Here is a 23,244-nt window from a genome sequence, read left to right on the forward strand (position 1 = left end):
CCGTTGCACGCATGCTTCTCACATGACAACGGCCGGCGAGACCTCAGTTCCCACCACCACCGGCCCGCTCGACGAGGTGCATCGCGAGCAGTCCGCACGCCTCGTCGACCACCTGGTCGATCATGGCCCGGCGACCCGCAGCGAGCTCGCCGCCGCGACGGGCCTCGGCCGCGGGGCGATCGCCGGGCTCACCTCGCGGCTGCTCGACGCCGGCGTGCTGCGACCCGAGGCGGCGGACGCCGCGGGCGACCACCGCACCGCACCGCTCACCCTCGCCGCCGCCGACCACGTGCTCGTCACCGCCCATCTGGGGCCCGACGACGCCGTCGCCACCATCGCATCGCTCGGCGGCGACGAGCTGGCCCGCTTCACCGCACCGCTCCGCCCCGATCCCTCCCTCGCCGACACGCCGGTCGCCGACCCGAGCCCGCTCGAACTGCTCGCGGTCGTGCTGGGCCGGGCCATCGCCAGGGCCGAGCGCGCCGAACGGCGGATCGCCGACGTCACCGTGCTCGTCGACGGCGCCGTCGCCGGAACCCCCTCGATCGTGCTCACCGACGATCGGCTCGGCGTCGAGCCCGTCGACGTGCTCGGCGAACTCCGCGCCCGCACGCCTGGGCTGGCCGAGATCGAAGGCGAGCTCCCCGTGCCCATCGCGCTCGTACCGGCGGCGGTGGCCGCGGCATCCGTCGAGCTGGGGGGCCTGGTCTCACGCGACCTGTTCTACCTCGCCGGCGATACCGGCATCGTCGCCGCCGCCGTCGTCGACGGCCGACCGATGCGCGGCGCCCACGGACTCGCCGCGACGTTCGCGCACCTGCCGATCGTGCCCGGCGGCGTGCGATGCGCCTGCGGACAGCGCGGATGCCTCGCCACCGTCGCCTCCCCCGAGATCGTGCTCAAGCGGGCGGGCCTCACCGGGTTCGCGGCCGCCAACGGTCGTCGCGCCGCGCTCGAGGAGCTCGTCGCCCTGGTCGACGCCGCCGACGACCGCGCCCGCTGGTCATGGCTCGACGCAGCCCTGTGGATCGGCCGATCGCTCCAATTGGTCGCCCCGACCCTCGACCCCGCGTACATCGTCGTGGGCGGGTACTGGGCGGCACTGGTCGGCGACATCGAGACCGCGTTCCGCGACAATCGCCCGACCGTCGGCGGCGGTGCCCTCGAGTCGATCCCCACGATCATCGCCTCGCAACATGGCGGCGAAGCCGCGGTCGCCGGTGCCCGCCGTCAGGCTCGCGAGCGCTTGGTCTCCGAGCCGTTGCTGCTCGCGGGCTGAGGTCGCGCGCCGGCGTCGGGGAATGATCGGCGCCTCGAGGCGATTGCACCTCACATGCGTATGATCACGTCGTCGCCACCGGCCATGATCCGGGTCGACGACGACGCCACGATCGGTCGGTTCCTCGAACACCTCAGGTGGTCGGTGAGCGAGACCTCTCGACACGATCTCGCCGCGGGCGCGACCCGGCACGACCGGCAGGACACGACACGGCTCCATGTCGTCCTCTCCGGGACCATCGAACTCGAGCGGGGAGACGACCTGGTCGAACTCGACCGCGGGGACGTCGCGCTCCTGCCGCAGGGCGGACCGACACGACTGACCGCCTCCGCCGACGCACGCCTGCTGAGCGCGACGATCGCGCTGGTGGAGCCCCATCCGACGATGACTCGGGCGATGCCGCCCGTGCTGGCCGCCCGCGGGTTCGGTCGGAAGGAGCCCGGGTTCTCGAGCCTGCTCGACACGATGCACCGCGAGGCATCCGACGCCCGTCCGGGCGCGGTCACCGTGCTGGCCGGACTCACCGACGTGGTCATCTCGGCGGCGGTGCGCTTCTGGCTCGAACACGGCTGCGGCACGGCGCGCGCCTGGCTTGCCGCGGCACAGGACCCGAACGTCGGCGACGCCCTCGCGGCGATCCACGAGAGCCCAGGTTCGCCATGGACCGTCGCAGCCCTCGCTCGCATCGCGCGCGCGTCCCGCTCGCAGTTCTCCGAGCAGTTCCGCGAGACGGTCGGCGACACCCCTGCGAAGTACGTCACCCGGGTCCGGATGGCGCAGGCCGAGCGGATGCTCCGCAACGGCGACGCGGTGGCGGGCATCGCGTATCGCCTCGGCTACGACAGTGAGGACGGGTTCAGCCGCGCGTTCCGCCGTCACGCCGGCGTGGCACCGAGCCGCTGGCGACGGAGCGTCCTGCAGCCCGTCGCCTGACCCGGATTACGACCGGTCGGATCCGAGCGGCTCGGCGAGCTCGCTCGTCCAGCTCAGCTCCTCGTGCAGCGCGTCGAGGAAGTCCGCCGGATCGAACATCGCGCCGGCCGACGCGACCCCGGTCGTCCGCGTTCGCCCCGAGAGGATGCGGTCGACCGCTTCGGCTGCGAGCGGACCGGTGATCGCGTAGATGTCCTGCCCGGAAGCGGATGCGCGTCGCTGCTCCGCACCCCTGCGAACCATGACATCGACGACGAAGGTCTGCTCGGATCGGCCGTTCTCATCGACCGGAACCGGCGCGGGCGTGTCCGACGATGAGAGCTCCGCGATCGCTTCGACGGTCATGTAGCAGTCGACGTCGCGAACCCGCAAGTGCTTGGGGATCGTGACGATGTCGGCCATCGAGAACTTGCTTCGAACCTGCCTGACGCCGAGGGGCTCGGGAAAGGACCACGTCGTCAGCTGGGACTCGTCCTCGCCGTACTGCAGGCTGCCGTCGCGGAACGTGACGTGTCGGCCATCGCGCCGTTCACGCGAGACGGTCCCGGCGGCGCGAGTGCCTGGAGTGGGATGCCAGCTGCTCAGCCCGTACGCGACGTGCACCTCGTCGGCGTCGGCCCAGTCGCCCATCGCGGCGGTCGCGAGCAGGTCTCCCAGGCCGCCGAAGAAGGCCATCGCCGGGACGACGATCTCCCCTTCGGCACCGGCGCGCTCCCGGATGCGGGTGAAGGTGTCCTCGTTCGCCTCGATCTCGGCGGCGACGTCGACGTAGGGCACCCGCCGGCGGTTCGCCGCATCCAGCAACGGACCCGTCGTGTGGGCGAACGGGCCGGCGCAGTTGACGACGGCCGCGGCATCCCGCATCGCCTCGTCGATCGCCTCGGCGTCCGTGACGTCCGCGCGGCGAGCATCCAGCCCGAGTTCTGCGGCCATCACCTCCAAGGCCGAACCGTTCCGGCCGGAGAGCACCGGGACGAGGCCGCGTCGGAGCAGCTCGATGACGACGAAGCGGCCCGTGTGCCCGTATGCCCCGTACACGAGCACCTTCGCAGGCGCGGAGACCGCATCGGATGCCGCTTCTGCCACTGCGTCGGATTGCACGGGCGTTCTCCTCGGGTTCACGGTTGCGACCGACCGTCGCGGCTCGTCTTGCGAAGCTAGCAGCATCCGCTCGACCCGTGGATGCGCCGCGACAGCCGCGGCGTACGCTTGGGCTGCCGTCACCGGCGCCGCGCCGTGGCAAGCACCATGCCGCCGAGCACCGCGGAGATTCCGCCGCCGAGGAACGCGACCTGCACGCCGACCGAATCCACGAGCAGGCCGCCGACGGCCGCACCGATCGTGATCGCAGTCTGGAAGGCGGCCACGATGAGTCCGCCCGCGCTCTCGAGCCGGTCGGGGGCGACGCGTGCCATCCAGGTCTGGATCATCGTCGGAACGGCCCCGAACCCGGCACCCCACACGCTCACCACGACGACCGCAACGACCGGGTTCGCGCCCCATGCTGCGTACAGCACCATCGAGGCACCGATGGCAGCCGGTGCCGCCACGAGAAGCGTGCCCAGGCGCCGATCGGCCAGCGGGCCGGCTGCCAGGTTCCCTGCGAACGAGGCGAGCCCGAAGACCGCAAGCAGCAGCGCGAGCGTCGACGGCGTGACCGCGCCGATCGACTCGAAGGCCGGGCGCAGGTAGGTGAAGCCGGCGAAGTGGCCGCCCGCGATGAGCACGACCGAGAGGATCCCGAGCGCGACGACCGGCCGCACCGCCGTCCGCACGAGCGTGCGGAAGCCGGGCGCCCCGGTCGGCGGCACCGACGGCAGCGTCACCATCTGCACCGTGAGTGCGACGACCCCCACCGCGGCGGCGCCGAGGAATACCGTGCGCCAGCCGACGAAGTCACCGAGGACGGCGCCCGCGGGCACCGCGGCGATAGTCGCGAGCGAGAGCCCCGTATTCACGATCGTCATCGCGCGGCCCAGCCGATCCGCCGGCACGAGCTGCGAGGTCACGGCGAGGGACATGGCCCAGAATCCCGAGATCGCGAGGCCCAGCAGCAAACGGGAAGCCATCATGAGTCCGAATACGGGAGCGATGGCGACGAGCACGTTCGAGATGACGGCGAGCGTGGTGAGGCCCACCATGACCGTGCGGCGGTCGACCCGCGGCAGTGCCGACACGACGAGGGGGCCGCCGACGATGCCGATGATGCTCGTGGCGGTCACGAGCTGTCCGGCGACCCCCTCGGTGATGCCGAGGTCGGCCGCGATCGGCGAGAGCAGGCTCGCGGGCAGGAACTCGCTTGCCACGAGCGTGAAGATGCCGAGGCCGAGCGAGACGACCCCGGCCCATGCGGCCTTGCGGGGGCCCGGTGCATCCGCGTCCGGCGCCGCCTCGGCCGTTGGGAGCGGGATCGCACTGGTGCTCGCGGTATTCGTCGACATGTCGCTCCTTCAGGTGGATCTCCACCCTCTCGGAACGACCGCGCCGGCGCCCGACCGTTCGTCGGCGGTACCCGACGGATCGTCCAATTGCGGCGTCGCAGCACGGCGGCGAAACCGCGGTCGCCGGCGCCCGGCGTCAGGCTCGCGAGCGCTTGGTCTCCGAGCCGTTGCTGCTCGCGGGCTGAGGCAGTCCGCGGCCGAGCCGACTGCGGATACCCCAGCCGGTGACGCGCATCATCGCCTCGATCACGATGCCGGCGCTCATCTTCGACCGCCCGCGCTCGCGCTCGACGAAGGTGACAGGAACCTCGACCACGACGAGCCCGGCCTCGCGCGCGTGCCAGAGCATGTCGACCTGGAACCCGTAGCCGCGCGTGTGCACGTCGTCGAGCCGGATACGCCGCAGCGCGTCGGCCCGGAACGCCCGATACCCCGCCGTGGCATCCCTCGTCGGGAGGCGAAGCACCCAGCGCGCGTAGGCGCTGCCGCCCCGCGAGAGCCACTGGCGGCGGCGCGGCCAGTTCTCGATCGAGCCGCCGTCGATCCAGCGCGAGCCGATCACGAGGTCGACCGGGGGCTCGGTGGCGAGCGCGTCGAGCAACCGCGTGAGCTGCTCCGGCTGGTGCGATCCGTCGGCGTCCATCTGCACGATGGGGTCGAACCCCTCGGCGAGCGCCCAGGCGAAGGCGTCGAGGTAGGCCGCCCCGAGGCCGTTCTTCTCGGTGCGGTGCAGCACGTGCACCGAGGCATCCGCCGCCGCCAGCTCGTCGGCGATCACGCCGGTGCCGTCGGGCGAGGAGTCGTCGACCACGAGCACGGATGCCGCGGGCACGGCGGTGCGCACACGGGAGACGATCGCAGCGATGTTCTCGCGCTCGTTGTAGGTGGGAATCACCACCAGGGCTCGGGTCATCACTCGAATCGTAGTCGCCCGCGGGCATGCCCCGCGTCAGCGGGTCGGCCGCCGGTGGCCGGGCCCGCCTGGATCAGCGCACGCCCGCCATGAGCTTCAGGACCCCGCGGCTGCCGACGGCGAGCGCAGCGCCGAGCGCGATCGCGATGCCGCCGAGCACGCCGAAGTAGACCACCTCGTTGTCGGCCGAGTAGAAGGTCGCGAGCTGGCCCGAGATCGCCGTGCCGAGCGCGACCGACAGGAAGAACAGCGCCACCATCTGCGTGTGGAACACCTTCGGAGCCAGCTTCGTCGTCACCGAGAGGCCGACCGGCGACAGCAGGAGCTCGGCCACGGTGAACACGAACAGGATGCCGATGATCGCAAGCAGCGGGGTCGAGTTCGCCGCGCCGCCGGCGAACGGGATGAAGAGCAGGAACGCCACACCCATGATCGCCGTGCCGAGCGCGAACTTGATCGGCGTCGACGGCTGGCGGTCGCCGAGCTTCGTCCAGATGGCCGCGAAGACACCCGACAGGATGATGATGAAGATCGGGTTGATCGACTGCACCCACGAGACGGGCATCTCCCAGCCGAAGAGATCGCGGTTCAGCTGCTTGTCGGAGTAGATCGTGAGCACCGTGAACTGCTGCTGGTACAGCGACCAGAAGGCGACGCTCGCGACGAACAGCGGGATGAAGCCGAACACCCGGCTGCGCTCGACGGTCGTGATGCGCTTGCTCGACAGGATCACCGCGAAGTACCCCACCGCGGCCACGATCACGGAACCGATGACCCAGGTGACGAGGTTCGTCGCGGTGATGAGGCCCGTGACGACGAGCACCACGACGGCGACGACCGCAGCGACGGCGATGCCGATGACGAGGCCGATGCGGTCACGTGGGAGAGGGTTCGGGACGACGGATGCCTCGGCCGGCAGGCGCTTGCGCCCGAACGAGTACTGGGTGAGCCCGATCGCCATGCCGACCGCGGCGAGCGCGAAGCCCCAGTGGAAGCCGAGCGTCGACGCGAGGAGGCCCGTGAGGATCGGGCCGAAGAACGCACCGAGGTTGATGCCGAGGTAGAAGATCGAGAACCCGGCGTCGCGGCGCGGGTCGTGCTCGGAGTAGAGCGTGCCGACGACGCTCGTGGCGTTCGCCTTGAGGCCGCCGGAGCCGAAGGCGACGAGGACCAGGCCGACGCCGACGCCGACGAACCCCGGCAGGAGCGCGAGCGCGATGTGACCGGCCATGATGACGATGGCGCTGTAGAAGAGCACCTTCTCGCTGCCGAGCACGCGATCGGCGAGCCATGCCCCGAGGATGGTCGAGAGGTAGACCCCGCCGCCGTAGGCGCCGACGATGCCGGCCGCCGCCGTCTCCTCCATGCCGAGGCCGCCCTCGGCGACCGAGTAGTACAGGTAGATCAGCAGGATCCCCTGCATGCCGTAGAAGCTGAACCGCTCCCACATCTCGACGCCGAAGATGTTCGCGAGCGATCTCGGCTGCCCGAAGAAGCCGTGGTCGCCCCGAGTGTCGCGTGACGAGTCGCCTTCGCCGGTTCCCCTCGGCTCGGGCGGCCCGTACTCCCCCGGGGCAGGTTCTGTGACGCTGCCCATGCCGGTCAGACTACTCCTCGGTGCTTCCGGGCAGCACTGCGAGCTTCGACTTCGCGTAGTGCCTGCGGGCCTTCGCCCGGTTGCCGCACGTCTCCATCGAGTGCCACTTGCGGGCGTTCGCACGGCTCTCATCGATGAGGAAATGCTGGCAGTCGTGTGCTGCGCACGGCCGGATGCGCGAGCCCTGCTCGCCCTGCAGCGTCGCCCACTCGCCCACGGCCCTCGCCCCGATGGCCCGTTCGGGGTCGATCTCGTCGATCCACTCGAGCCCGCTGGCGCCGACGCGGGCGCGCTTGCGCATCGCGTCGGCCCACGGCTCGAGCGCCGAGGCATCCGCTTCACCTCTGAGGAAGGGCACGAGCGCGGCGCGCGCCGCCCGGGCGTCGGCGACCTCGGCCGGCGAGCCGAGCGCCCCGTGCACGCGAAGCCAAGCGGCGGCGGCTGCGTCCTCGCCGAGTTCGTCGTGCACCTGCTCGCCGATCACGAGCCGCGAGTTCACGAGGTCGAGCAAGAGGGAGGCGGACATCGGGTCTCGATTCTGAACAGAAGATTATAACCATCATAACGCGGTAGACAGGTTGGAAGGATCGCGCTATGGTTTCGTTATAACCAACACACCGAACCAAACCGGTTAGGTATCAGTCACGAGGAGCACGACATGTCGACCATCACCGTCGGAACCGAGAACAGCACCCCCATCGAGCTGTACTACGAAGACCACGGCACCGGGCAGCCGGTCGTGCTGATCCACGGCTACCCGCTCAACGGCCGCTCATGGGAGAAGCAGTCGGCCGCGCTCCTCGACGCCGGCTACCGGGTCATCACCTACGACCGCCGCGGCTTCGGACTCTCGAGCCAGCCGACCACCGGGTACGACTACGACACCTTCGCCGCCGACCTGAACACGGTGCTCGAGACGCTCGATGTGCGCGATGCCGTGCTGGTCGGCTTCTCGATGGGCACCGGCGAGGTCGCTCGCTACCTGAGCACCTACGGCAGCGAGCGCGTGGCGAAGGCGGCGTTCCTCGCCTCGCTCGAACCGTTCCTCCTCCAGACCGACGACAACCCCACGGGCGTGCCCGCCTCGGTGTTCGAGGGCATCGAGCAGACGGCGAAGTCCGACCGCTACGCCTGGTTCGACGGGTTCTTCCAGGACTTCTACAACCTCGACGAGACCCTCGGATCGCGCATCAGCGAAGGCGCGTTGCGCGGCAGCTGGAACGTCGCAGCCGGCTCCTCGTGGTTCGCCTCCTCGGCGGTCGTGCAGTCGTGGCTCACGGACTTCCGCGGCGACATCGAGAAGGTCGACGTCCCGTCGCTCATCCTGCACGGCACCGCCGACCGCATCCTGCCGATCGACGCGACCGCCCGCGAATTCACGAAGCGCCTGCCCGCCGCCGATTACGTCGAGATCGAGGGTGCGCCGCACGGCCTGCTCTGGACCCACGGCGCCGAGGTCAACGAGGCGCTGCTCGCCTTCCTCGCGAAGTAGGGCGGCCGAACCCGCACGGGGGTTCCGGGGGCATGCCCGGAACCCCCGTGCGGGCGCGCCAACGGCTTTGCTCGGACCCGTCGCCACAGCGTCGGCGCCGGTCAGGATGCCGCGAGCGTCGTTCGCCGTGTCCCGTCTCGTGTCACCGACCCGAAACACGTCGCTGACCGCGGCGAAACCCGCGACGAATACGCTTCCGGCATCCGAGGAGGCAGAGACATGAGCTCACTGAGCGACGCGATCACGAGGGGACTGCCCGATGCGAGCCTCGGGTCGGTGTCGCCACTGCACGGACTCCGGCGCGGGTCGGTGCGCACCATCGACTTGGTGGCGCAGTCCGTCGCCGCCGTTGCCCCAGCCGGTGGCCTCCTCATCCTGACGGGCGGCCTCATCACCCGCACGGGTTCGTTCGCCTTCGCGACCCTGTTGCTGACCGCGGCAGCCGTGATCCTCGTGGCGTTGGCCACCTCGATCTTCGCGCGCCGCATCTCGGCCGCCGGCGGTATCTACACCTTCGTCACCAAGGGCATCGGCCCGACCGCGGGGATCGTCACCGGCGTCGCCCTCCTGCTCGGTTACGGGGGCGTCTCGATCGACACCCTCCGCAGTGCGGTCCACCGTCTCGACGCGGCATTCGGCGGCACCGAACGATGGGCAGCTGGAGGGCTGGTGCCCACCCTGCTCACCGTCGGCATCGGTGCGGCGATCACGGCGGTCATCGCCCTCGGCCCGAAGATGTCGACACGGGTCATGCTGGTCGTCGAGGCGGTCGCGGTCACGGCCCTCGTCGCACTCTCGATCACGGTGTTCGCCGCTTCGGGGTGGAATCTCTCGGGCATCCTGCCCGACATCGACGCCGCACCGTCGCTCCCCTCCTTCGCCGAGGGCATCGGGTTCGCGTTGATCTGCTTCGTCGGCTTCGAGAGCGGTGCAGCGCTCGGCCCCGAGAGCCGTCGACCGCTCGCGAGCGTGCCGCGGGCGCTCGTCTGGACCGTCGCCGCCGTCGCCGCGGTGTACCTGTTCGGGATGATGGCCCAACTCTCCGCGGTGGCCGACGGCGGGTCGGCACGGCTGCTCACGGATGCCGACCTCGCCGCGAGCCCGTGGTTGGACCCTCTGATCCATGCGGTCGTGGCCGCCTCCTGGATCGCGTGCACCCTCGCGTTCACCAACGCGCTCGTGCGCCTCGTGTTCACGATGGCCCGCGAAGGCGTGCTACCGAGGGCGCTCGGTCGCACGTCGATCCGGTACGCGACACCGCACGTGGCCGCCGTCGTCGTCGGCGCCTCGCTCATCGTCGGCACGCTGCTCCTGGCCGGGGCGGGGCGGACCTCGCTCTACCGCGACGTCGTGCACCTGGCCGCGAGCATGGCGTTCATCATCGCCTACCTCGCGGTCTGCGCGGCGGCGACCCCCTACCTCGTTCGCATCGAGGAGTTCAGCCTCCGCGAGGCGTGGCCCGCACTCCTCGGCACCCTGGTGCTCGCAGGCGTCGCGGTCACCGAGACACTCGCCGAAGCCGGCGACGACCCGACAGCGCTCGCCGTCCTCGTGGCGATCATCGCGGTCACGACGGTCGCCCATCTGCTGCGGGTCCGTTCCGGCTCCGGCCTCGCGAGGCGAGTCGGTGCCTACGACACGCCAGTGGCGTCCGACGCCATCTCGTTCCCGGGCGCTCCACCCACTCGCTCATGAGCGGCCCGTCGGGCGCCGGTGGTGTCGCCCTCGCCCTCGCGGTGCTCGAAGAGGTCGCGCGCGGCGGCCCCACGCTCTCCGCGAACCGCATCGCCCAGTTGCTCGGGATGCCGCGTGCCAGCGCCTACCGTCTGATCAACTCGCTCACGAGCGAGGAGTATCTGCTGCGGCATCCGAGTCTCGACGGCTTCGTGCTCGGCGTGCGAGTGGTCGAGCTCGCGCACCTGATCGCGCCGCGCCGCGCCGACCCGGTGCCCGATCTCATCGCCGGCCTCCGCAGGCGAACCGGCGAGGCGGTGCATTTCGTACGGTACACAGGCGGGCGGGTTCTGGTCGTCGACGAGGACCCCGACCTCCCCCTTCTCTCGATCGACCGAACGCGCCGCCAGCTCGGAGCGACGGCGGTCGGACGGCTGCTCATCGCCGAGTATCCGCCCCTCGAGGCGACCACCGATCCTGGAGCGGCGAAGGCAGTAGCGGTATCTGCGCATGCAGCGGGCATCTCGATCGAGGAGCGTCGGCGCATCGCCGTCGACGTGTCCCGGCTGGGCTATGCGAACTGCATCGAGCCGGGCCCCGACGCCCGCGTATGCATCGCTGTGCCGGTGCGCTCGCCCGAGGGAGACCTCGCAGCGGCCGTCGCGCTGACGGTCCCGGGCGTGGATCTCGCGGCCGCCGTCCGCCATCTCGGCGCGGTGACCGCCGCGGTCGAGGAACTCGCGCACGCGTCCTATTCGATGGGTTCGGCGACGGCCTGAGCGAACAAGCGGATGCCGCGGGCGGACACGTGCGCCGGGCTCAACCGCCGAGCGGGACCACGAACTGCAGCGTGCCGATCAGGGAAGTGATCGGAACCGACCCGAGGTACCGGGAGTCGATCGACGCGGCCCGTGCATCACCGAGCACGAAGACCGAGCCTGCCGGCACGGTCCTGTCGAACGCGAGCACGCTTGCGAGCTCGTCGCCCGCCTCTCGGTAGTCCTCGGCGAGCGGTTCGCCGTCGACCGTCAGCGCGCCGCCCGCCGTGCAGCAGGCGACTCGTTCACCCGGCAGCCCGATCACGCGTTTCACGAAGGTCGAGGGCGTGTCCTCGCGGCCGAGCAGCCCGGCGACACGCTCGCCCCAGCCGCCGGGATCCGTGAAGACGACGACGTCGCCCCGCCCCGGTCCCCCGCCACGATGGCGTGCGGCGACCAGGACGTCCCCGACCTCGATCGTGGGCGACATGGAGTCCGAGTCCGCCCGGAACACTGTCTCCGTGGTCAGCGCCGATGCGGCACAGACGGCGAGCGTGACGACCACGATCCAGGCGACGGCGCGGCGGCGGCTCACAGCTCGGCCCGTCGCAGGATCATCGCCTCGATCTCGCGTTCCTGCTCGGCCGCGATGTGCTTGGCGAGCGAGCGGATGTAGCTGTTGGAGCCCTCGGCGATCGCCTCGTCGGCCATCGTGAGCGCGCCCCGGTGGTGGGCGATCATCAGGTCGAGGAAACGCGCCTCGGCCTGCCCGCCCGAGAGCGCGTCGAACGCCGCGACCTGCTCGGGCGTCGCCATACCGGACATGATGCCGCCGCTGTGGTTCATGACGCCGACCCCGTGCCAGGCCTCGGTCCAGGCCCGCATCGCCGCGATCTCGTTCGTCTGGTCCGTCTCGATGAAGGCCGCGAGCGAGCGCGAGAACTCATCGATGCCCGGTGTCGCCGCGAGGATCCGCGACAGCTCGATCGCCTGCTCGTGATGCGGGATCATCATCATCGCGAACGTCATGTCCGCGTCGTTCGGCGGATCCTCCACACCCACGGTCGCCTCAGCCGGCACGGCGGCGATCGCTTCGTCACGTTGGGATGCCGCGATCACGGTGCGGCCCGGTGCGGCGTCGACGAGCTCGGCGGCCCTGGCTGCATCGGATGCCGCGAGCCACGGGCCGACGGCGGATGCGCCGGCGACGAGGATCACGACGAGGGCGACGGTCGTGGCGATGGGACGCCGCATGGTGCTCCTTCGGTGGATCGGAGGCGGCGGTTCGGCCGATGCCGGACCGCCGCCAGCTGGATCAGGCCGACGTGATCGCCGACCGGCGGCGTCGCCGAAGCAGCAGCAGCAGGCCGCCGGCCGCGAGTAGCACGACCGCAGCCGATGCCGCGGCGATCGGGAGCGCCGTGCCGGTGAACGCGAGCATGCCGGCGCCCGAGCCGCCGCCGGCCGCCGCGGCGCCCGTCGGCGCGGACGCGACCGTGACGGCGACCTCCGCGGTCAGACCCGACTCGGCTCCGGTCACGACGATCGTGTGCTCACCGGCGGCGGCCGCCGCGGGCAGCTCGAGCGTCCCGGCGATCACGCCTTCCGCGTCGGCGGTGAGGGTTCCCACCGTGATCGGCTCGGAGTGCAGCACGACCTCGACGGCCTCATCGGCGGCGAAGCCCGCACCCTCGAGCTCGAAGCTCTCGCCGGGCGAGAGCTCCGTCGACGAGATCGAGAGGCTCGGGGCATCCTCGCCCTCGGTCGGCGTCGGCGTCGGCGTCTCCGTCGGGGTCTCCGTCGGCGGCGTCGTCTCGGGCGGGGTCGTCGGCTCGACGGCCTCGCACGGCGACTCGTCGCTGTGGATCTCGCCGCCCGGATCGCCGTCGATGCACGAGCGCCCGTCGGGCGTGCTCATCGACTGCGCCGTCCAGTCTCGCGGCATGATCGAGAACGACTGCCAGTGCGTCTGCATCGGGCTCTGGTCCTCGTCGCGCACGACGTGGTGGAACCCGCTGTTGACCCACGCGACCGGATCGGTCAGCGCCGCATCCGCACTGTTCGCGACGTAGTCGAGCACGCTCAGGTTCGGGCAGGCCGGGTTGAGGTTGTTGCTCGCGAACTGCTCGCAGTCGGCGTAGTTCGTGACGCTGATGAGCGGCTGCGTGATCGGGTTGCCCTGGTAGAGCTGCGAACCGGGGAACACGAACTCGTACGACCTGGCGTGGTTGTCGGCGTTGCGGCTCTCGGGTGCCACGACCCGCCACCAGGTGGTGTCGGCCGCGGGCACGAGATTGGCCGGGTGCTCGACGGTCGCGCCGGTCGTGTGCATGAGCGGCGCCTGCTCACCCGGCTCGCCGAGCGTCGAGTCGTACTGCTCGACCTGCTGCAACGCCTGGCCGTCGAGCCCGAAGTCGAGCCGCCAGAACGCGTTGTGCCAGTGCGAGGCCGCGTAGTCCGCGGCATCCGTGCCGATCGGCCAGCCCGTGGTGGCGTCGGCGTCGAAGTCCTCGTACGAGACGTCGCCGGTCGCGCCCAGGTTGAACGAGATCGCGCCCTCGTCGGTGAACTCGACCTTCGTGGCGTACTCGTACCAGTCGACCTTCGAGACGATCGTGAGGTCGAACGCCTGCCCGGTCGCGGTGAACAGCGGGGCGTCCTCGATCGAGCCCCAGGTCTGCTCGTGCGAGCGGTATGCGAGGTCCCGGGTCGTGTCGGTGATGCACAGCGACGGGATCGTGCGCAGGTAGTTCGTCGTCTCACCGCGTCGGGTGATGCTCCAGGCCTGCCCGTAGTCGCGGAGCGTGCCGGTGGTGCACTCGGCCGCGCTGAGCTTCTGCAGGTACTGGTTGCCGAAGCCGTACGACGTGATGTCGTTCCAGACGTTCTTGCCCGTGTCGTACGGCACGTTGAGCTGGCCGAGGCTGACGGAGTCGAGCACACGGCGGTACGAGTCCTCGCCGGGCGCCTTGACGGCGACCTGCTCGAGCACGAGGCCGTGCTTGCTGTCGATGCGCCAGCACATCTGCCATTCGGTGCCGTTCTCGAACGACTTCTCGATGCGCGCGTCGCCCGAGCAGTTGACGGTCGGTGCGGCGGCGGTGGCCGCGGACACCGGCACGACGGCGAGGCCTGCGGCGACCGCGACGGCGGCCGCAGCGAGGGCGATCGCCCGGGACATCCTCTTCATCACTGCGCCTTTCACTTGATGCCGATCACGGACTCGGTGGACAGGTCGACGACGAACCCGGTCGTGTCGAGGTAACCGCCGCCCGGCACGCGGAACTGCATCTCGACGCAACGGTCGATACTGCAGGCGTCGGCGCCGAGGGTCCCGGCATCCGGCACGAACGCGCCTCCGGTCACGGCGAGCTGGTCGATCGACTCGAGCTCCTCACCCGCGACGGCCGCGTACTCGGCGCGGACGGCCGCGCTGGCCGCTGGGTCGCCGAGGAAGACGCCGAACGCGTAGTCGACCTCGTCGGGGCTGGGCGGCGGCTGCACCCCCTGCCTCGCCGTGCTCTCGACGCTGCCGGCGGTGAGGTCGACCGTCTGCAGGAAGGTCTGGTTCGAGGTGTAGTCGAACAGGAAGACGTCGACGAGCCGGTCGGGCGAATCGACGTTCCGCGTCGGGATGTCGACCGAGAGCACCTGCGGCGCGGCCGAACCGTCGACGGAGGTGACGTCGTCGGGCACGCTCGCGTCGGTGCTCGCGAGGTGGATGGCGTAGCTGAGCTCGGCCGGACTGAGCGGGTCGCGCGGCGACCCGAGCTCGGGCTTCGAGGTGACCTCGTCGAGGGCCCTCGCCTCGGAGCTCTCGGCGCCGTTCGCGCCGCTGACCGCCGGGATCGCCATGAATCCGCCCACGATCGCGGCCGCGGCGACGACGCCGCCCCCCAGGATCGCGTACGGCAGCCGTCTCGTGCGGGTGTTGCTCGGTGGTGATTGCATCGAACCTCCTGGACACTGTCGTTCGCGCTTGCGAACACGGCGACCCTAGGAAGACCGTGTTTCGGGGCGTCGCGGCGACTGTTTCGTCCGCGTGAATGAGCTTGAGACGGGTTGGTCTCCGCGTTGCCGCGGCCCCGAGGCGCTGCTCGCCTTCCTCGCGAAGTAGCGCGGCCGAACCCGCACGGGGGTTCCGGGGGCATGCCCCCGTGCGGGCAGGCCACCGGCCTCGTTATGGTCGCAGGAGGGGCGGACACGAGCGCCCGAGGGAGAGACCATGAATCGCACAGCACGCTCGATCGCGATCGGCACCGCCGCCACGGCAGCGGCACTGCTCTTGAGCGGATGCGGCCTCCTCACCCCGCCCGAGCGGTTCAGCGACGAGTCGACCCTCGACGAGCAGGTCCACACGATCGAGATCGACCAGCCCGCCGGCGGCGTCACGGTGGAGGGTGACGACGAGGCCACGGAGATCGAGGTCTCGCGAACCGTCTCGTACCACGGCGACCGCGAGGTCGGGTCGACGTTCGAGGTCGACGACGGCGTGCTCGTGCTCAGCGGGTGCGGTCGCCGCTGCACGGTCGAGTACTCGATCTCGCTCCCGCCGGGCGTCGACGTGCGCGGCGCCACGTCGAACGGCGCGATCGAGCTCACCAAGGTGAACGAGGTCGACGTGGCGACGAACAACGGGCGCATCGAACTCGACGACGTCACCGGCTCGATCGAGGTGGAGACGAGCAACGGGCGCATCGAGGGTCGCGGCCTCGCCGGCAGCGGCGTGCGGGCATCGACTTCGAACGGCGGGATCGAACTGCGGCTCAGCGCCGCGCAAGACGTCGAGGCGCGCACCTCCAACGGTGCGATCGACCTCGCAGTGCCGCCCGACAGCGCCGGCTACCGCGTCACGACCGACACGTCGAACGGAGCGGTCGACATCGACATCGACGAGGACTCCGACGGCGAGTTCGAACTCGACCTCGCCACCTCGAACGGGGCGATCCGCGTCACCGGTCGCTGACCGCGAGCTCCTCGAGCACGTCGGCGAGCTGGTCGACGGCCCAGTCGAGGTCGGCCTGCTCGACCACGATCGGCGGCGCCAGCCGGATGGTCGACCCGTGCGTGTCCTTCGCGAGCACTCCGCGTCGCATGAGCGCCTCGCAGACCTCGCGACCGGTCGCGAGCGCCGGGTCGATGTCGACGCCGGCCCAGAGGCCCGCGCCGCGCACCTCCACGACGCCGTGCCCGACGAGGGCGCTCAGGCGGGACTGCAGATGGGCGCCGAGCTCCCGCGCGCGCTCCTGCGGCCGGCCGCTCGCGAGCATGCGCACGACTTCGAGGCCGACGGATGCCGCGAGCGGATTGCCCCCGAAGGTCGATCCGTGCTCGCCGGGGCGGAGCACCCCGAGCACCTCCCGGTCGCCGACGACCGCGGAGACCGGCACGATACCGCCGCCGAGCGCCTTGCCGAGCAGGTACAGGTCGGGAACGACGCCGACGAGGTCGCACGCGAACGTCGCGCCCACACGACCGAGCCCCGATTGGATCTCGTCGGCGATGAGCAGTACCCGGCGCTCCGTGCAGAGCGCACGCAGCGACGGCAGGAAGTCGGCGGGGGGCACGACGATGCCGGCCTCCCCCTGGATCGGCTCGACGAGCACGGCAACGGTGTTCTCGTCGATCGCGGCGGCGACCGCGGCGGCGTCCCCGTACGGCACTGCGCGGAAGCCCGGCGTGTACGGCCCGAAGTCGTCGCGCGCGTCGGGGTCGTCGCTGAACGAGATGATCGTCGTCGTGCGGCCGTGGAAGTTGCCGGCCATCACGACGATGTTCGCGGCGTCGTCTGCCACGCCCTTCACCCGGTAGCCCCAGGCGCGCGCGACCTTGACGGCCGATTCGACGGCCTCGGCGCCCGTGTTCATGGGCAGCACCATGTCCTTGCCGCAGAGTGCCGCGAGCTCGGTGACGAACGGGCCGAGCCGGTCGTTGTGGAACGCGCGGCTGGTGAGCGTGATGCGGCCGAGCTGCTCGCGGGCGGCCTCGACGAGCTGGGGATTGCCGTGACCGAAGTTCACTGCCGAGTAGGCAGCGAGGCAATCGAGGTAGCGACGCCCCTCGACATCCGTCACCCAGGCGCCCTCGCCTGAGGCGACGACGACCGGCAGCGGATGGTAGTTGTGCGCCGCGTGCTCGTCTTCGAGCAGGATCGCATCGGCGGTGCGGTCGGTGGTCGTGGCGGGTCGGTTCAGGGTCATCGGCGCAGCTCCAGGGTGCAGCATTTGACGCCGCCCCCGCCGAGCAGCAGCTCGGAGAGGTCGACGCCGATCGGGTGGTATCCGTGTTCGCGGAGTTGTCGTTCGAAGTCGGTCGCCCGTGAGGCGATGACCACGTGGTAGCCGTCGCTGAACGAGTTGAGGCCGAGCACTGCGGCATCCGTCTCGTTCACGATGATCGCGTCGGGGAAGCGCGCCTGCAGCAGGGCGACGGATGCCTCGTCGAACGCGCTCGGCAGGTAGGCGATGTGCTCCTGGCCGGGCGTCGGGTCGAGCACGGCGACCGCCGTGTCGAGGTGGTAGAAGCTCGGGTCCACGAGCCGCAGCGTCACGACCTCGCGGCCGAAGATCGCGGCGAGCTCCTCGTGCGAGCGAGAGTCGCTGCGGAACCCGGTGCCCGCGAGGATCGCGTCGCCGACGAGCAGGAAGTCGCCCTCGCCCTCGTTGATCTCCACCGGCTCCCGCACGTCGAATCCAGCCTCGCGGAACCACTCCATGTAGGCCGGACCCTCGGGCTGGCGCTCGGCGTAGGTGAACTTGGCCCCGTAGGCGATGCCGTCGATCACGAACCCGCCGTTCGCGGCGTAGACCATGTCGGGCAGGCCCTCGATCGGCTCGATGAGCTGCACGTCGTAGCCGAGCCCGACGAAGGTGTCGTGCAACACCTGCCACTGCGCGAGCGCGAGGGACGTGTCGGTCGGCTCGGCCGGATTCATCCACGGGTTGATGCGGTAGACGACGGTGAAGTGCTCGGGGCGGCACATGAGCACGCTGCGCGCGGTGGGCCGGCGTTCGGGGCGTGCCGCCTGCGCAGCGGGTCGCTCGCCGGGCTGGCCGCCGGTCGCGATCATCGTCGACATCTCGCTCCTTCGAAGGGGGAGCGGATGCCGCTTGGGGGCCTGCGGCATCCGCTCCGTGCAACGTCGGCGCACCGACTCGCTGTTCGCGAGTCCGACGGCAGCGTTCGGGTTTCGCCGCCGTCGGGTCGCCTGCTTCAAGTGTGGGTGTATTCGCGGCGTGGTTGGTGGCGTGCTGCGCAAGATTCGTGCCCGTTCGACGATCTGGCGCCGCATCCGTGCGTGAGCGCGTGAACGGATGAGGCGTCTGACGCGTTTCTTCCTCGCTTGCCGTCGGCGCGACCCTGAGGCATGCTGAAGCGACCCGGACCTGCGCGACCCGACGTGCCACCCCCGGGCGGAGCGACGGAGACCGGCATGACTGACGTGGACGACCGGTCCCGCGCCGACTCCCCCGACCCCGGTGGCGACGCCGGGACCGACCCTGCAGCTGCCGCTGCCGCCCGCACCGCCGAGCTGCAGCGCATCGTGTTCGGCGCCGACGCCTCGGAGCCGGAGCGGCACTCGGCCGCCGCCGAGCTGGAGGAACTGCGCCGAGCCGAAGCGGATGCCGCGGCGGAACGCCAAGCCCGGTCGACCCTCGCTGCCCACCGCACGGCCGGAGAACGGCCTGGCGAGCCGACCGAGGCCGAGCCCGGATCCGCGTCGCCGTTCGAGCCGCTGCCCGCCTCGGCGCCGACGGATGCCCGCGGCATCCGCTGGGCGATCGCGGCCGGCGCCGTCGCGCTCGCACTCGGGCTGGGCATCGGGTGGCAGCTCGGCGGCCGTTCGGTGCCGCCCTCGGAGCCCATGTCGACGGCGGGCCCGGATGCCTCGATCGCCGTGCCGACCGCACCCGCCACCGTTCCGCTCGGCGAGACGTCGATGGTCGGCGGACTCGACCGACCGCAGGCGGAGTCCGATCTCCTCGACCCGGAGTTCGTGCAGAGCTACCTGCTCGACGGCGAGAGCGCCCGACGTCTGCTCAGTCGGCCCGACGGGCTCGTGGTCTACTCGGCGGTCCGCGACGGCGAGCTCTGCCTCATCGCGAGCTGGACGGCGGGCGCGGAGGACGGCGCACCGGCCTGCACCACCGCTCAGATCGTGAACGGCGAGGGCCTGCGCACGACCGTCGTGAACGGGACGTCGGCGACGACGGCGACGACGGTGCTCTGGCGACGCGACGGCGCCGTGGAACTCACTCCGGCGGGCGAACCGGCCGCCGAGCCCGTGGTCGCCGAAGAGGACGAAGGGGGCACGGAGTGACGACCGACCGCATCGCCGATCTCGAGCGGCTCGTCTACGGCTCCGGCGCGAGCGACGACGAGCGGGAAGCGGCCGCGCGCGAACTGCTCGAACTTCGGGCCTCGGCAATTCACGAGAGTGCCTCTGCCGGCGCCGACGCGACACCTGCTCCGACTGGACCGTCCGACATCGATGCGACCGGAGCCGACGGCCTTGCCGTCGACATGCCGCCGGCCGCTGCCACCGCTGCCGACCCCCGGCGCCGAGTGCGACGCGTGATCATCGCCGCGACCGCGGCCCTCGTCGTCGGCGTGCTCGCCGGCTGGCAGCTCGGCGCCCGAGAGGCCGAGCAGCAGGCGGAGCTCGCCGCCGCTGCCGAGTCGGTGTTCCCGGGCCCGCGAACGCAGGCCGAGTTTCTCGCATCCCAGCCGGCTGCAGCTGGGTCAGCCGCGGCTGCGGTGTTCGTTCGGCCCGCGACCGACGCCGACGTGCCTCCGGCCAGCATGGTTCCCGACTTCGGCAACGGACCAATGGAGACCCGCTTGCTCGCGACGCGCGCCGACGGCTCACTCGTTTTCGCTGGGCGCGACGACAGCGAGTTCTGCCTCGTCCTCACCATGGGCAACGACCTGGGTGGGGCGGCGACCTGCACGATCGATGGCCGGTTCCCACACGAGGGGCTGAGCGTCGGCTGGTCGAGCTCCGGCGCAGTGCCGAGCCTCGACGTGACCTGGCAGCCGGATGGATCGCTGACCGTGTCGACGGCCCGTTAGTCGGCGGCAGGGCGCCGCGACGGTTCAGCCGTTCTTCGCGTCGCGCCAGGCGAGCCAGCGCCGAACCGGGTCGAGGTCGTACGCCGGGCCGCCGATGCCGATCGTGAAGAGCCGCACGCCGGCGTCGAAGAGCGCCTCGGCGTGCTCGACGTCGTGGCCCGCTCGATCGAGTTCGTTCGAGACGGTGATCTCCGAGACATCCCGCCCCACCTCGTCGCCCCAGCGGGCGAGCACGTCGAGCTTGTGCCGCAGCTCGTCGGGCGCGACGAAGGAGTGCCAGATGTCGGCGTGCCGGGCGACGATGCGCAGCGTCTTCTGCTCGCCCTTGCCGCCGATCATCACGGGGATCCGCCGGGTCGGCGGCGGGTTCAGCTTCGCCCACCGGGCCTCGATGCGGGGCATGGCATCCGCGAGCGCGTTCAGCCGCGAGCCGCGGGTGCCGAATTCGTAGCCGTACTCGTCGTAGTCGCGCTCGAACCAGCCGGATCCGGTGCCGAAGATGAACCGGCCGGTGCCGCCCTTCGCGCTGATGTGGTCGAGGGTGCGGGCCATGTCGGCCTGCAGGTCGGCGCCGCGGTACGAGTTGCAGTTCACGAGGGTGCCGAACTCGATGCGCTCGGTCTGCTCGGCCCACGCGCCGAGCATGGTCCACGCCTCGAAGTGCAGGCCGTCGCGATCCCCGGTCAGGGGGAAGAAGTGGTCCCAGTTGAAGACCACGTCGACGCCGAGTTCCTCGAGGCGCATGACGGTGTCGCGGATGGCGGGGTACTCGGCGTGCTGCGGCTGCACCTGCACGGCCAGACGCACGGGGGAATCGATGGGCATCCCACCAGCCTAGGCCGGGAATCCGCGCAGGGCGCAGGAAATGTGCGCCATCTTCTGCAGGAACGCAAAGGATCGACATACAATCCGAGAATGGACAACCTCGATCGCGCCATCCTCGATCTGCTGCGGCAGAACTCCCGGGCAGGATACGGCGACATCGGATCGTCGGTGGGCCTCTCGGCCTCCGCCGTGAAGCGCCGCGTCGACCGGCTCGTCGCCGACGGGGTCATCCGCTCGTTCACCATCCAGGTCGACCCGACCGTCGACGGCATGTCGACCGAAGCCTACGTCGAGCTCTTCTGCCGCGGTACCGTCGCGCCCGACGAGCTCCAGCGCATCCTGCAGGGCGTGCCAGAGGTCGTCTACGCAGGCACCGTGACCGGGAGCGCCGACGCGATCGTGCACATGCGCGCCCGCGACATCGCCTCACTCGAAGAGGCGCTCGAGCGGGTGCGCATCGCGCCGAACGTCGACCACACCCGTAGCGCGATCGTGCTGTCGCGTCTCGTCAACCGCAACCGGGACTGACGATGACGGATGCCTCGGGCACGGAGCAGCGGGCATGAAGCTGTCGATCGACCCCGGCGCCTCTGCGCCGCCGTTCGAGCAGCTGCGCCGACAGGTGATCGATGCCGTCGCGAGCGGTTCGCTCGCGCCGGGCACTCGGCTGCCGACGGTTCGCGCCCTCGCGGCCGAACTCGGACTCGCGGTGAACACCGTCGCCAAGGCGTACCGCGCACTCGAAGACGACCACGTGATCGAGGGGCGCGGACGTGCAGGCTCCTTCGTCTCCGAGACCGGCGACCCGGTCACGCGTGAGGCGCAGGTCGCGGCCATCGCATTCGCCGACCGGGTGCACCGTCTCGGCATCGACCGTGAAACTGCCCTGGCCCTGATCGGGTCGGCCCTCGACGCCGAACGCTGAGCGTTCCCGTCGGCCTCATGTGAAGCTCGCCTCACATGAGGCGAGCTTCACATGAGCGATCTGCGGCACATCTCGCGACGCGCTCACGATCGCCGCCGCGGCATCCGCTCGAATCACCGATCGCCGCAATGAGCGACCGGGCTCACTCCTCGGGGATCGGCTGCTTCGGGAGCTTGCGCACCTTCGACCGGCGACGACGGCGCTCGGGGATCATCGAGCGCATCTCCTCGAGCTTGCCGAAGCACAGCAGGCGGTCTTCGCCCTCGAGCACGACGCCCTTGCGCGGGTTGGGGATGACGGTCGTGCCTCGGTGCAGCGTGAGCACGGTGATGTCGCGCTCCCAGAGGCCCGACTCCCCGAGCGTCGTGCCGACGAGGTCGGCCCCGCCGTGCACCATCAGCTCGGCGACGCCGTAGCCGGTCGAGACGGTGAGCCGCTGGCGCACGTCGATCTCGGGGAAGGCGACCTGGTTCGCGATGTGGTCGATGATCGCGCCGGCCACGTCGAGCTTCGTGGCCGTCTCGATGCCCTCGAGGCCCGGCGAGGAGTTGACCTCCATGACGAGCGGGCCGTCGTCGCCCTCGAGCATGTCGACGCCCGCGACGCGCAGGCCCATGATCTGCGCCGAGCGCACGGCCGCCTGCTCGTACTCGGGCGTCAGTTCGACGGCCTCGACGGTGCCGCCGCGGTGCACGTTCGAACGGAACTCGTCGCCGCTCGCGCTGCGACGCATGGCCGCGACCACGCGGTCGCCGACGACGAGGGCACGGATGTCGCGGCCCCTGCTCTCCTTGATGAAGCGCTGGATCAACACGTTCTGCTTCGTCGAGTGCAGCGTCTCGATGATCGCCTCGGCGACCTTGACCTCGGGTGCCAGGATGACGCCGATGCCCTGCGTGCCCTCGAGCAGCTTGATGACGACGGGCGCTCCCCCGACGCGTTCGATCGCCGGCCGCACGTCGGCGCGGTTGCGCACGAACGCCGTCGCGGGCATGCCGATGTTGTGGCGCGAGAGGATCTGGTTCGCGCGCAGTTTGTCGCGCGAGTTCGTGATGCCGTTCGCGGTGTTCGGCGTGTAGACGTCCATCTGCTCGAACTGACGCACCACGGCGGTGCCGAAGTAGGTGACCGAATTGCCGATACGCGGCAGCACGGCGTCGTAGTCGGAGAGCCGGCGCCCGCGGTACTGCAGGTCGGGCTCCGGCCCCGACAGGTCGATCGCGAAGCGCAGGGTGTCGAGCACCTTGACCTCGTGACCGCGCTGTTGGGCGGCCGTGCGGAGCCGTTGTGTGGAATACGCCTGCGGGGCGCGCGAGAGGATCGCCAGTTTCATCG

Annotated in this window: 23 protein-coding genes; 10 read left to right on the top strand and 13 right to left on the bottom strand. The window is 70.8% G+C overall.

The features are described from left to right. Positions 1 to 22: 22 nt before the first annotated feature. Together ESP57_RS09430 and ESP57_RS09435 are read left to right on the top strand one after the other, a co-directional pair. Positions 23 to 1,279: an ROK family protein gene (locus ESP57_RS09430; protein WP_129231338.1), complete on the top strand. Its 1,257-nt coding sequence runs from the start codon at positions 23 to 25 to the stop codon at positions 1,277 to 1,279. Positions 1,280 to 1,363: 84 nt separating this feature from the next. Then, positions 1,364 to 2,212, top strand: a complete 849-nt coding sequence (locus ESP57_RS09435) for an AraC family transcriptional regulator (RefSeq protein WP_165877428.1) — start codon at positions 1,364 to 1,366, stop codon at positions 2,210 to 2,212. Between the two features lie 6 nt (positions 2,213 to 2,218). Here ESP57_RS09435 and ESP57_RS09440 read toward each other — a convergent pair whose 3' ends face one another. The 5 genes from ESP57_RS09440 to ESP57_RS09460 all read right to left on the bottom strand — a co-directional run bounded on the left by ESP57_RS09440 (position 2,219) and on the right by ESP57_RS09460 (position 7,689). Beyond that, positions 2,219 to 3,313, bottom strand: coding sequence for a saccharopine dehydrogenase NADP-binding domain-containing protein (locus tag ESP57_RS09440; protein ID WP_243648472.1), 1,095 nt, complete (start codon positions 3,311 to 3,313; stop codon positions 2,219 to 2,221). 119 nt (positions 3,314 to 3,432) lie between these two features. After that, a complete protein-coding gene (locus ESP57_RS09445; RefSeq protein WP_129231340.1) occupies positions 3,433 to 4,653 on the bottom strand; it encodes an MFS transporter in 1,221 nt (406 codons plus the stop codon). A 136-nt stretch (positions 4,654 to 4,789) separates the two neighbouring features. After that, positions 4,790 to 5,566, bottom strand: coding sequence for a polyprenol monophosphomannose synthase (locus ESP57_RS09450; protein ID WP_129231341.1), 777 nt, complete (start codon positions 5,564 to 5,566; stop codon positions 4,790 to 4,792). A 73-nt stretch (positions 5,567 to 5,639) separates the two neighbouring features. Beyond that, positions 5,640 to 7,163, bottom strand: a complete 1,524-nt coding sequence (locus tag ESP57_RS09455; RefSeq protein ID WP_115959158.1) for a peptide MFS transporter — start codon at positions 7,161 to 7,163, stop codon at positions 5,640 to 5,642. 10 nt (positions 7,164 to 7,173) lie between these two features. Then, a complete protein-coding gene (locus ESP57_RS09460; protein ID WP_129231342.1) occupies positions 7,174 to 7,689 on the bottom strand; it encodes a CGNR zinc finger domain-containing protein in 516 nt (171 codons plus the stop codon). 132 nt (positions 7,690 to 7,821) lie between these two features. On the opposite strand from ESP57_RS09460, the gene ESP57_RS09465 reads away from it, so the two are divergent. From ESP57_RS09465 to ESP57_RS09475, 3 genes are all read left to right on the top strand, one after another. Further along, positions 7,822 to 8,655 carry an alpha/beta fold hydrolase gene (locus ESP57_RS09465; RefSeq protein ID WP_056006412.1) on the top strand — a complete coding sequence of 278 codons (834 nt, stop codon included), beginning with the start codon at positions 7,822 to 7,824 and terminating at the stop codon, positions 8,653 to 8,655. 219 nt (positions 8,656 to 8,874) lie between these two features. Next, the gene (locus tag ESP57_RS09470; protein ID WP_129231343.1) at positions 8,875 to 10,350 is read left to right on the top strand and encodes an APC family permease; all 1,476 of its coding nucleotides are present in this window, start codon (positions 8,875 to 8,877) and stop codon (positions 10,348 to 10,350) included. Beyond that, entirely contained in the window at positions 10,347 to 11,108 is a 762-nt protein-coding gene (locus tag ESP57_RS09475; RefSeq protein WP_129231344.1) for an IclR family transcriptional regulator, read from the top strand. Before ESP57_RS09470 ends, ESP57_RS09475 begins: the two co-directional genes overlap by 4 nt. Before the next feature lie 40 nt (positions 11,109 to 11,148). On the opposite strand, the gene lepB is transcribed toward ESP57_RS09475, so the two are convergent. The 4 genes from lepB to ESP57_RS09495 all read right to left on the bottom strand — a co-directional run bounded on the left by lepB (position 11,149) and on the right by ESP57_RS09495 (position 15,038). Next, on the bottom strand, positions 11,149 to 11,682 hold the full coding sequence (gene lepB, locus ESP57_RS09480; RefSeq protein WP_129231345.1) for a signal peptidase I: 534 nt from the start codon (positions 11,680 to 11,682) through the stop codon (positions 11,149 to 11,151). Next, the gene (locus tag ESP57_RS09485; RefSeq protein WP_129231346.1) at positions 11,679 to 12,341 is read right to left on the bottom strand and encodes a DUF305 domain-containing protein; all 663 of its coding nucleotides are present in this window, start codon (positions 12,339 to 12,341) and stop codon (positions 11,679 to 11,681) included. The genes lepB and ESP57_RS09485 overlap by 4 nt, the downstream gene beginning before the upstream one ends. 61 nt (positions 12,342 to 12,402) lie before the next feature. Beyond that, a complete protein-coding gene (locus tag ESP57_RS09490) occupies positions 12,403 to 14,277 on the bottom strand; it encodes a copper amine oxidase (protein ID WP_129231347.1) in 1,875 nt (624 codons plus the stop codon). Positions 14,278 to 14,288: 11 nt separating this feature from the next. Continuing rightward, the gene (locus ESP57_RS09495; protein WP_129231348.1) at positions 14,289 to 15,038 is read right to left on the bottom strand and encodes a hypothetical protein; all 750 of its coding nucleotides are present in this window, start codon (positions 15,036 to 15,038) and stop codon (positions 14,289 to 14,291) included. Between the two features lie 274 nt (positions 15,039 to 15,312). On the opposite strand from ESP57_RS09495, the gene ESP57_RS09500 reads away from it, so the two are divergent. Continuing rightward, positions 15,313 to 16,053: a DUF4097 family beta strand repeat-containing protein gene (locus tag ESP57_RS09500; protein ID WP_129231349.1), complete on the top strand. Its 741-nt coding sequence runs from the start codon at positions 15,313 to 15,315 to the stop codon at positions 16,051 to 16,053. Here ESP57_RS09500 and rocD read toward each other — a convergent pair. Both rocD and ddaH read right to left on the bottom strand, forming a co-directional pair. Continuing rightward, complete coding sequence (gene rocD / locus ESP57_RS09505) at positions 16,040 to 17,287, bottom strand: ornithine--oxo-acid transaminase (protein ID WP_207904518.1); 1,248 nt, start codon at positions 17,285 to 17,287, stop codon at positions 16,040 to 16,042. The two genes, ESP57_RS09500 and rocD, sit on opposite strands and share 14 nt — an antisense overlap. Continuing rightward, positions 17,284 to 18,156 carry a dimethylargininase gene (gene ddaH, locus ESP57_RS09510; RefSeq protein WP_129231669.1) on the bottom strand — a complete coding sequence of 291 codons (873 nt, stop codon included), beginning with the start codon at positions 18,154 to 18,156 and terminating at the stop codon, positions 17,284 to 17,286. The genes rocD and ddaH overlap by 4 nt, the downstream gene beginning before the upstream one ends. A gap of 363 nt (positions 18,157 to 18,519) precedes the next feature. Between ddaH and ESP57_RS09515 the strand changes: the two genes are divergently transcribed. Next, positions 18,520 to 19,407, top strand: a complete 888-nt coding sequence (locus ESP57_RS09515; RefSeq protein WP_129231351.1) for a hypothetical protein — start codon at positions 18,520 to 18,522, stop codon at positions 19,405 to 19,407. Beyond that, a complete protein-coding gene (locus tag ESP57_RS09520) occupies positions 19,404 to 20,159 on the top strand; it encodes a hypothetical protein (RefSeq protein ID WP_129231352.1) in 756 nt (251 codons plus the stop codon). Before ESP57_RS09515 ends, ESP57_RS09520 begins: the two co-directional genes overlap by 4 nt. A gap of 24 nt (positions 20,160 to 20,183) precedes the next feature. Here ESP57_RS09520 and ESP57_RS09525 read toward each other — a convergent pair whose 3' ends face one another. After that, on the bottom strand, positions 20,184 to 20,984 hold the full coding sequence (locus tag ESP57_RS09525) for an LLM class F420-dependent oxidoreductase (RefSeq protein WP_056006444.1): 801 nt from the start codon (positions 20,982 to 20,984) through the stop codon (positions 20,184 to 20,186). Positions 20,985 to 21,074: 90 nt separating this feature from the next. Between ESP57_RS09525 and ESP57_RS09530 the strand changes: the two genes are divergently transcribed. Together ESP57_RS09530 and ESP57_RS09535 are read left to right on the top strand one after the other, a co-directional pair. After that, positions 21,075 to 21,512 carry an Lrp/AsnC family transcriptional regulator gene (locus ESP57_RS09530; protein ID WP_056006447.1) on the top strand — a complete coding sequence of 146 codons (438 nt, stop codon included), beginning with the start codon at positions 21,075 to 21,077 and terminating at the stop codon, positions 21,510 to 21,512. A 34-nt stretch (positions 21,513 to 21,546) separates the two neighbouring features. Next, positions 21,547 to 21,909 (top strand): GntR family transcriptional regulator, encoded by a 363-nt coding sequence (locus tag ESP57_RS09535; RefSeq protein WP_129231353.1) that lies wholly within the window; start codon positions 21,547 to 21,549, stop codon positions 21,907 to 21,909. Between the two features lie 142 nt (positions 21,910 to 22,051). Here the strand turns inward: ESP57_RS09535 and rimK are convergent, their stop codons facing one another. Continuing rightward, a complete protein-coding gene (gene rimK / locus ESP57_RS09540; RefSeq protein ID WP_056006453.1) occupies positions 22,052 to 23,242 on the bottom strand; it encodes a 30S ribosomal protein S6--L-glutamate ligase in 1,191 nt (396 codons plus the stop codon). Positions 23,243 to 23,244: the final 2 nt, after the last annotated feature.

Origin of the sequence: Agromyces fucosus, from assembly GCF_004134865.1 — a bacterium.
Taxonomy (GTDB): Bacteria; Actinomycetota; Actinomycetes; order Actinomycetales; family Microbacteriaceae; genus Agromyces; species Agromyces fucosus.

Excerpts from the sequence above, each read along its gene's own strand:
- ESP57_RS09430 (WP_129231338.1), top strand. The coding sequence starts at position 23 with ATGACAACGGCCGGCGAGACCTCAGTTCCCACCACCACCGGCCCGCTC.
- ESP57_RS09455 (WP_115959158.1), bottom strand. The coding sequence starts at position 7,163 with ATGGGCAGCGTCACAGAACCTGCCCCGGGGGAGTACGGGCCGCCCGAG.
- ESP57_RS09460 (WP_129231342.1), bottom strand. The coding sequence starts at position 7,689 with ATGTCCGCCTCCCTCTTGCTCGACCTCGTGAACTCGCGGCTCGTGATC.
- rimK (WP_056006453.1), bottom strand. The coding sequence starts at position 23,242 with ATGAAACTGGCGATCCTCTCGCGCGCCCCGCAGGCGTATTCCACACAA.
- ESP57_RS09495 (WP_129231348.1), bottom strand. The coding sequence starts at position 15,038 with ATGCAATCACCACCGAGCAACACCCGCACGAGACGGCTGCCGTACGCG.
- ESP57_RS09485 (WP_129231346.1), bottom strand. The coding sequence starts at position 12,341 with ATGCGGCGTCCCATCGCCACGACCGTCGCCCTCGTCGTGATCCTCGTC.
- ESP57_RS09535 (WP_129231353.1), top strand. The coding sequence starts at position 21,547 with ATGAAGCTGTCGATCGACCCCGGCGCCTCTGCGCCGCCGTTCGAGCAG.
- rocD (WP_207904518.1), bottom strand. The coding sequence starts at position 17,287 with ATGACCCTGAACCGACCCGCCACGACCACCGACCGCACCGCCGATGCG.
- ESP57_RS09450 (WP_129231341.1), bottom strand. The coding sequence starts at position 5,566 with ATGACCCGAGCCCTGGTGGTGATTCCCACCTACAACGAGCGCGAGAAC.
- ESP57_RS09435 (WP_165877428.1), top strand. The coding sequence starts at position 1,364 with ATGATCCGGGTCGACGACGACGCCACGATCGGTCGGTTCCTCGAACAC.
- ddaH (WP_129231669.1), bottom strand. The coding sequence starts at position 18,156 with ATGATCGCGACCGGCGGCCAGCCCGGCGAGCGACCCGCTGCGCAGGCG.
- ESP57_RS09490 (WP_129231347.1), bottom strand. The coding sequence starts at position 14,277 with ATGAAGAGGATGTCCCGGGCGATCGCCCTCGCTGCGGCCGCCGTCGCG.
- ESP57_RS09465 (WP_056006412.1), top strand. The coding sequence starts at position 7,822 with ATGTCGACCATCACCGTCGGAACCGAGAACAGCACCCCCATCGAGCTG.
- ESP57_RS09500 (WP_129231349.1), top strand. The coding sequence starts at position 15,313 with ATGAATCGCACAGCACGCTCGATCGCGATCGGCACCGCCGCCACGGCA.
- ESP57_RS09445 (WP_129231340.1), bottom strand. The coding sequence starts at position 4,653 with ATGTCGACGAATACCGCGAGCACCAGTGCGATCCCGCTCCCAACGGCC.
- ESP57_RS09475 (WP_129231344.1), top strand. The coding sequence starts at position 10,347 with ATGAGCGGCCCGTCGGGCGCCGGTGGTGTCGCCCTCGCCCTCGCGGTG.
- ESP57_RS09470 (WP_129231343.1), top strand. The coding sequence starts at position 8,875 with ATGAGCTCACTGAGCGACGCGATCACGAGGGGACTGCCCGATGCGAGC.
- ESP57_RS09530 (WP_056006447.1), top strand. The coding sequence starts at position 21,075 with ATGGACAACCTCGATCGCGCCATCCTCGATCTGCTGCGGCAGAACTCC.
- ESP57_RS09515 (WP_129231351.1), top strand. The coding sequence starts at position 18,520 with ATGACTGACGTGGACGACCGGTCCCGCGCCGACTCCCCCGACCCCGGT.
- ESP57_RS09525 (WP_056006444.1), bottom strand. The coding sequence starts at position 20,984 with ATGCCCATCGATTCCCCCGTGCGTCTGGCCGTGCAGGTGCAGCCGCAG.